The following is a 7101-nucleotide window of genomic DNA, read 5'->3' on the forward strand; positions in this document are numbered from 1 at the left end:
TGCGGCATGAAGCCGTACAGGAGGCGGTTGTTCTCGCCCGCGATAACGGAGACGGGCAAGCATACCTGTGCGCCTATTACACCGGGAGGCGTGAAGAAGCGGACAAGGCTCCGGGAGGTTCAGAGCTGCGGAGCTACATGAAGTCGGTAGTGCCAGAGTATATGGTGCCGTCTTACTTTGTACGCCTGGATGCGATCCCGCTCACTGCCAACGGGAAGGTGGACCGAAAGGCGCTGCCGGAGCCGCAGCAGCATATGCAGGCTGACACAGCGTATGCGCCGCCGCGGAACCCGGTGGAAGAGGCGCTCACAGCGATCTGGCAGGATGTGCTGGGTGCTGCCCGTGTCGGAATCAATGATGACTTCTTCGAGCTGGGCGGGGATTCCATCAAGGCGATTCAGGTTTCAGCGAGGCTTCATACCTATGGCTACAGTATGGAAATGAAGGATTTGTTCCGCTGCCCTACCATATCGGGCTTAAGCGAATGGGTGACCGTGCAGGTGAAGCAGATTGACCAGGGAATCGTGGAAGGAGAGGTACCGCTGGCACCGGTTCAGCGTTGGTTCTTCGAGCAGGAGTTTACAGATGCCCATCATTATAACCAGTCCGTGATGCTTCATAACCCGGATGGATTCGATGAAGGGGCAATCCGCCGCGTATTCCGGCAGCTGGTTCTGCACCATGACGCCCTGCGGATGGTTTACAGGCTGGACGGCACCGGAATATGCGGGGTGAAGCAGGTCAACCGCGGCGGCGAGGAGCCGCTGTATGAGCTGCATGCGTATGATCTGCGCGACCGGATTAATCCGGAGGACGAGATTGAAGAGCTTGCAGGCCGGCTTCAAGTGAGCCTGAATCTGCAGGAGGGGCCGCTGCTGAAGCTCGGCTGGTTCAAGACAGCGGACGGCGATCATCTGCTGATGGTCCTTCACCATCTGGTCGTCGATGGCGTGTCCTGGCGAATTCTGCTGGAGGACCTTCAGCAGGGCTTCGGACAGGCAGCCAGGGGCGAGGAGATCGTTTTCCAGCCGAAGACCCACTCCTACAAGGATTATGCGGAGCAGCTGCTGCTGTACGCAGGCAGCCGCAAGGCGCTCAAGGAACGGGAGTACTGGCTGCAAATTGAACAGGCGGAGATTGCGCCGCTCGTTGACGGGGATGCCGGGAAAGCCAGAGGCAGGAGGAAGGAAGCGGAGACCGCCTTCATGGAGCTGTCGGAAAGCGAGACGGACATGCTGCTGAAGCGCGTGCACCGGGCGTACAATACGGAAATTAACGATGTGCTGCTCACAGCGCTTGGCCTGGCCTTCAGGCAGTGGAACAGCATGGAGCGGATTAAGATTAACCTGGAAGGTCACGGACGCGAGCAGATTTTGCAGGGCATGGATATCAACCGCACAGTGGGCTGGTTTACGACGATGTATCCGGTGGTGATCGACACGCAGGCGCCGGCATCGTTGTCCGGGGATGAGCAGCTGTCCTACGTTATTAAGCGGGTAAAGGACGACCTGAGACGAATTCCGAACAAGGGAATCGGATACGGCATTCTGGCCTACCTGTCGCAAGCGGAAGTTCTGCCTGATGGACGGGAGCGCGCACGGCCGGAAATCAGCTTCAATTATTTGGGCCAGTTCGATCAGGATGTTCAGGGCCGCGGCCTGTCTGTGTCACCCTTATCCATGGGGCATTCGCTCAGCCCGGATATGGAGCGGACCTTTGCGCTTGATATTAACGGTATGGTAAGCGGCGGCAAGCTGGCCCTGTCATTTAACTACCATCCGGCAGAATTTACGGAATCAGCCATTCGCCAGCTGATGGACCTGTACAGGGAGCAGCTGCTCCGTGTGATGGAGCACTGTGTATCAAGAGACGGCTCGCAGCGGACGGCATCTGATTATACGGATAAGGACATGTCGCTTGAAGAGCTCGGGGACATCGAGGACATCATCAGTTCACTCTAATGTTAGGTGGTTTGGATATGGGCAAAAAGCCGGAGATTCAGGACATTTACGCGTTGTCGCCAATGCAGGAGGGCATCTTGTTTCATGCCATGCTGGATAGCGAATCAACGGCCTATTTTGAACAAATCGAATTCGACATAGCCGGCCGGGTTGACGTTCAGCTGGTGGAAGAGAGCATGAATGCGGTGATTGCGCGTCATGATGTATTCCGCACGCTGTTTGTGACAGACAAGGTCAAGCAGCCCCGGCAGGTTGTGCTGAAGGAGCGGCCGATCAAGGTTCATTACGAGGACTGGAGAGCGTTCGGGCCGGATAAGCAGAAGGAGAAGCTGGAGGAATTCAAGGCGGCGGATATGGCAAAAGGCTTCGACCTTGTCCGCGACCCGCTGATGCGGCTGGCCGTTATCAGGCTGGGAGAGGCGTCCTACCGCTGGTTGTGGAGCCATCACCATATCGTTATGGACGGCTGGTGCGTCAGCATCGTTATGAAGCATTTCATGGAGTATTATCAGCTGAAGCAGCAGGGCCTTCCGGTACCGCGGGGCAAAACAGCGCCATACAGCAGCTACATTGCCTGGCTTGGCGAGCAGGACAGGGAGGAGGCACTCGGCTACTGGGAGCGCACCCTTGCCGGCTACGAGCAGACCGCATCCATACCGAAGGTAGGGCAGGCGGAACGCACAGGCGCTTACCGCCAGCAGACCGTCAGCCGCAGCCTGCCGGAGGAGACTACAGCGGCGCTGCAGCGGCTGGCGGTCACCAGCCAGGCCACGATGAGCACGGTAGTCCAGTGTATCTGGGGCATTCTGCTTCAGAAGTACAACCGTACGGAGGATGCCGTGTTCGGCGCGGTCGTCTCGGGCAGACCGTCTGGCATTCCGGGCATTGAGGACATGGTGGGGCTGTTTATTAACACGGTGCCGGTCCGGGTCACAGCGGATGGGGGAAGCTTCGCGTCCCTTGTCCGCCGGGTTCAGGAAGCGTCGCTCGAGGCAGAAGCCTACAGCTTCGTGCCGCTGTACGAAATTCAGAACAAGACACTGCTGAAGCAGCATCTGCTCGACCACATTCTTGTCTTCGAGAACTATCCTGTGCAGCAGGAGCTAGAAGATACAGCAGAGGAAACCGGTTCGGATTTCCAGATTTGCGGCTTTCATGCGTACGAGCAGACAAACTACGATTTTGATATTACTGTTGCGCCGGGCGAGGGTCTTACCTTCCAGTTCAGCTTCAACGCGGAAATCTATGATCCGGCCTTCATTGAACAGCTGGCAGCACACGTGGAGCACATCGCGGTACAGGCGGCAGCTGACCCGGATATCAGAATCTCCGATATTGAACTGTTAACGGAGGAGGAGAAGAAGCGGCTGGCTGCAGCGTTCAACGCGACAGACGCGGAGGTGCCGCAGAAGACAGTGCATGAGCTGTTCGAGGCGCAGGTAGCACGTGAGCCGGGGAGGACAGCCGTCCTGTTCGGGAACGAGCGGATCAGCTACGGAGCGCTGAATGCGCGGGTGAATCAGCTGGCCAGGTACCTGCTGGCACAGGGTACGGCCCGGGAAGAGCTGGTCGCTATTCTGATGGACCGTTCGCCGGACATGCTGGCCGCGATTCTGGCAGTCTGGAAAGCCGGCGGAGCCTATGTCCCGGTTGATCCCGGCTACCCGGCTGCCCGTCAGCAGACCATTATTCACGAGTCGGGGGTCCGATTCATTATCGGTAATTCTGAATCCGTAAGTGCATGGGAGGAGTACGCAGCCGGCAGTTCAACAGACCGTGCACCGGAGAGTTCCTCTGGGCGCAGCCGCAAGCTTATTCTGCTCGACAGGCTGGCGGGTACGATCGCACAGGAACCGGCTGACAATATCGGGCTGCCGGTCAAGCCAAGCCAGCTGGCGTATGTCATCTACACCTCCGGTTCAACCGGAACGCCGAAGGGCACGATGATTGAGCATGCGGGCATGCTCAATCATATCCTGGCGGAGACCGAGGAGCTGGACATTAAGGAAGGGACGGTGCTGGCGCAGAACGCCAGCCACTGCTTCGATATCTCGGTCTGGCAGTTCGTCGCCGCCCTGACCGCAGGCGGTGTAACGGCGATCTACCCGAATGAGCTGGTCCTGGAGCCGGCACGGTTAATGGAGCGGATGATCGAGGACAAGACAGCTATTCTGGAGGTCGTGCCTTCGTACCTTAGCGTCATGATGGATCACATGGAGGAGACCGGCATCCGGCTGCCGGACCTGAAGTATCTGATGATCACCGGGGAGACGGTGAAGCCGGCGATGGTGCGGCGGTGGTTCGGGCTGTGCCCGGACATCCGGATGGTGAACGCCTACGGTCCGGCCGAGGCGGCGGATGACATCAGCCAGTATGTGATGGATAAGCCGCCGGAGAGCGAGCCGGTGCCGATCGGCAGGCCGATCCGCAACATGCGGATGTATATCGTGGACGACCAGCTGAGGCTGTGCCCGGTGGGCACAATCGGCGAAATCTGCGTCTCGGGCATCGGGGTGGGACGGGGGTATCTGCGTGACCCGAAGCGGACAGCGGAGGTATTCCTGGAAGACCCGTTCCGGGAGGAGGAAGGCGTGCGGATGTACCGGACGGGAGACCTCGGACGGTGGCTGCCGGACGGCAACATCGAGTTCTATGGCCGGAAGGATTATCAGGTGAAGATCCGGGGCTTCCGGATCGAGCTGGGCGAGATTGAGGCCCGGCTGGCCGAGCATGGCCGGGTGAAGGAAGCGGTCGTGCTGGATGTGGAGGATGCCGGGGGCGTGAAGCAGCTGGCGGCGTATGTGACAGCCGCAGGTGAAGCGGCGCCGGAGCCGGCGGAGCTGAAGGCTTACCTGGCGCGGCATCTGCCGGAGTATATGGTGCCGGCATCGGTGCAGGTGCTGGCGGAGCTGCCGCTGTCGCCAAACGGCAAGATCGACCGCAAGGCGCTGCCGAGGCCGGAGCTGGGCCAGGGGGGCGGCATGGCGGGAGGCCCGCCGCGCACGGAGACGGAGCGGAAGCTGGCAGCGATCTGGCAGGAGGTGCTGGGTACGGCTGAAGCGGGCCGGGAGCTGTCGTTCTTCGAGGCGGGAGGCCACTCGCTGAAGGCGATGACGCTGGTGTCTCGCGTTCACAAGGAGCTCGGCGCGGAGCTGCCGCTGCGGGAGGTGTTCGCCCGTCCGCTGCTGCATATGCAGGCGGATTATATCGACCAGGCCGCAGGGCAGGGAGAAGCGTACACCCGCATCCCGCAGGCGCCGAAGCAGCCCCATTATCCGCTGTCTTACGCCCAGCGCAGAATGTATCTGCTCCAGCAGATGAATCCGGGACAGACCGGATATAACATGCCGGCTGTTGTCGAGGTAACGGGCAAGCTGGATACGCAGCGGGTGAAGCGGGTATTCCGGCAGCTGACCGAACGGCATGAGGCGCTCCGCACCTCATTCCATATGGTGAATAAGGAGCCGGTCCAGCGCATTCATGAGTCCGCTGAGCTGGAGATGAAGCTGGTCGCACTTCCAGCGGGCCTCGGCAGCAGCGAGGAACAGGATAAGGTGAGGGAGCTTGTGAAGAGCTTCATCCAGCCATTTGACCTCAGTGAAGCACCGCTCATGCGGGCCGGCTGGATTCAATGCGCAGAGGACCGCTATATCCTGCTGGCGGATTTTCACCATATCATCTCGGACGGCGTGTCCATGAATATCCTGGTGGATGAGTTTAACCGCCTCTATAACGGCGAAGCCCTTGAGCCGCTGGCTATTCAGTACAAAGACTATGCGGTATGGCAGCAGGAGCCGAAGCAGCGTGAGCGGCTTGCTGAACAGGAGAAGTACTGGCTGTCTGTGCTGGATGGCGAGCTGCCGCAGCTGCAGCTTCCGGCGGACTATCCGCGTCCGGCTGTCAAGAGCTTCGAAGGGGCTACGCTATCATTCAGGCTGGAGCCTGAGCTGGCTGCCCGCATCAATAAGCTGGCGGCTGATCAGCAGTCTACGCTCTTCACTCTGCTGCTGTCCGCCTATCATGTGCTGCTGGGCAAATGCTCGGGCCAGGATGATATTATTACTGGCGTGCCGACAGCAGGGCGGCCGCAGGCGGAGCTTGCGCAGGTGTTCGGCATGTTCGTCAATACGCTGGCTCTGCGGAGCAGACCGGCGGCCGGTCAGAGCTTCCGGTCATTCGCCGGAAAGATGAAGGATCATATGCTCGCGGCCTTCGAGCATCAGGATTACCCGTTCGAGGAGCTGGCCTCCCGTCTACGGGTGGAGCGCGACATGAGCCGCAATCCCGTCTTTGAGACGATGTTTGTCATGCAGAATGCCGAAGAGGCGGAAAGCCGCGACTATGGTCTAACCTTCCAGCCGTACCCGCTTGAATACAGGATGGCCAAGTTCGATCTGACATTGAGTGCGGTGGAGTATGAGCAGGATGGTACCATCGGATTCAATCTGGAGTACAGCACCCGGCTGTTCCGGCAGGAAACGGCTGAGCGGCTGGCAGGGTACTACACACGGGTTCTCGAGCAGGTAGCAGACAATCCGGACATGCTGCTGCAGGATATTACTGTGCTGTCAGAGGCGGAAGAACATAATCTGCTGTATGGCTGGAACCGGACAGCGGCGGAATACCCCCGCAGCAAGACAATTCATCAGATCTTCGAGGAGCAGGCGGCGCTCTGGGCGGACCGGACTGCGCTCGTGCATGAAGGCCGGCGGCTGACCTACCGGGAGCTGAACAGCCGGGCGAACGCTCTTGCTCACCGCTTACGCGCGGGCGGCGCGGGCCGGGGAACCATCGCGGCTGTTATGGCGGACCGCTCGGTGTCAATGGTGGCAGCACTGCTGGCCGTGCTGAAGGCAGGCGGGGCTTACCTGCCGGTTGATCCTGCGTATCCGCGGGAGAGGGTGCGGTATATGCTGGAGGACAGCGGTGCGGCCTGGCTGCTGACCGATGGCACTGGTCAAGTGCCGGAGTCATTCACGGGCCAGCTGCTAAGGCTGGACGAGCTGGAGCCTGTATGGGCAGCAGGGCTTGAGGCAGCTCCGGCGGAGGCCGCTGATCCTGAGCCCATCAATGAGCCGTCCGATCTGGCGTACATCATCTACACCTCGGGCACGACGGGCAAGCCGAAGGGCGCGATGCT

Annotated in this window: 2 protein-coding genes; both read left to right on the forward strand. The window is 60.0% G+C overall.

Annotated elements, in window-relative coordinates:
• Nucleotides 1-1961 (forward strand): condensation domain-containing protein (locus tag L1N82_RS22975; protein WP_235289798.1); only part of this gene is annotated, 1961 nt, incomplete at its 5' end.
• Between the two features lie 17 nt (nucleotides 1962-1978).
• Nucleotides 1979-7101 (forward strand): non-ribosomal peptide synthetase (locus L1N82_RS22980; RefSeq protein WP_235289799.1); only part of this gene is annotated, 5123 nt, incomplete at its 3' end.

This window comes from Paenibacillus tarimensis (genome assembly GCF_021532315.1).
Lineage (GTDB): Bacteria > Bacillota > Bacilli > Paenibacillales > Paenibacillaceae > Paenibacillus_I > Paenibacillus_I tarimensis.